The 1,282-nt window shown below is 54.1% G+C and carries 1 protein-coding gene; it reads left to right on the top strand.

Translation table 11 applies throughout. The features are described 5' to 3' along the window. Positions 1–83: 83 nt before the first annotated feature. Positions 84–1,235, top strand: coding sequence for a DDE-type integrase/transposase/recombinase (locus tag ACZ6YA_RS26050; protein WP_465900631.1), 1,152 nt, complete (start codon positions 84–86; stop codon positions 1,233–1,235). The last annotated feature ends 47 nt before the right edge of the window (positions 1,236–1,282 follow it).

Raw genomic sequence — 1,282 nt, 5'->3', positions numbered from 1 at the left:
GGTACAAACCGAAGACATCGTTTACATTTCAAACCGGGGACATTGTTTACAGGCTAATACGCATGATCAGGAGGTATTTGATCATGCCCTGGAACCAAGAGTCCCCCATGGATCAACGAGTCAGATTGATTGGCGATTGGCTTTCTGGTGTCTACACCAAAAGCCAACTCGCCCACCGGTACAGCGTTAGCCGCCCCACGATTGATAAGTGGATATCGCGATACGCTGCCGGTGGAGCAGCGGCGCTTTCCGATGCCTCGCGGCGCCCCCATAACAGCCCTAACAAGACAAGCGATGAGCTACTGGCTCGTATTGTTGCGATGAAAGAAGCGCACGATAAATGGGGTCCGAAGAAGCTTATTGAGCTGTTACGGCTAGAAGATCCGACCATTGAGTGGCCATCTCCGAGCACGGCAGGCCAGTGGCTGGACCGGTTGGGCATGGTCCACAAACGGGGGCCAAAACGGCGATACGGGAAAAGCCCCACCAAAATGCGCGAGGCCAATGAGCCGAACCAGACCTGGTGCATTGATTACAAGGGTCAGTTCAAGATGCTCAACGGCCAGTGGTGCTATCCGCTGACGGTTACCGACCATGCCTCGCGCGTCATCCTGGCCTGCAAAGCCCATCAGAACATCATGACGCAGCCAGTGATTCAGACACTGGAGTGGCTTTTTCAGGAGCATGGCATGCCAGAGGTGATTCGCTCGGATAACGGCAGCCCGTTTGCTTCGGTCGGATTGGCCAGGATGTCCACCATCGCTGTTTGGTTGATCCGTCTAGGCATCTTTCCCGAGCGGACCGCACCTGCACGTCCAGATCAGAATGGCCGTCATGAGCGGATGCATCGGAGCATGAAGCTTGAGTTGCCGATAGGCCACAACTTGATCGATCAGCAACTGCTGCTTGAGCACTTCCGGCACGAGTTCAACTATGTCCGTCCCCACGAAGCACTGGGGATGAAGCGTCCTTTCGAGCTGTATATACCCTCCAATCGGCCTTACCCAGGATGCCTACCTGCTGTGGAATATCCCACCGAAATGGCAGTGCGCAATGTTAGGCAAAATGGATCGATCAAATGGAAGGGAAAGCTCTTGTTCATCAGTGAGGCCCTGGCTGGCGAGAAGATCGGCCTCAAAGAAGTGGAAGATGATGTTTGGGATGTGTTTCTGTGTTCACATCTACTGGGGAGGCTTGGACGAGGCGAAAACCGCGTCCAAGCCTCAAATGTGTAAACCATGTCCCCGGTTTACTATGTAAACGATGTCTCCGGTCGTACACC

It is taken from the genome of Pseudomonas sp. NPDC090752 (assembly GCF_055584805.1).
The sequence above is the reverse complement of the archived record's forward strand: the minus strand, read 5'-3'. Positions and strand labels throughout refer to the sequence as shown.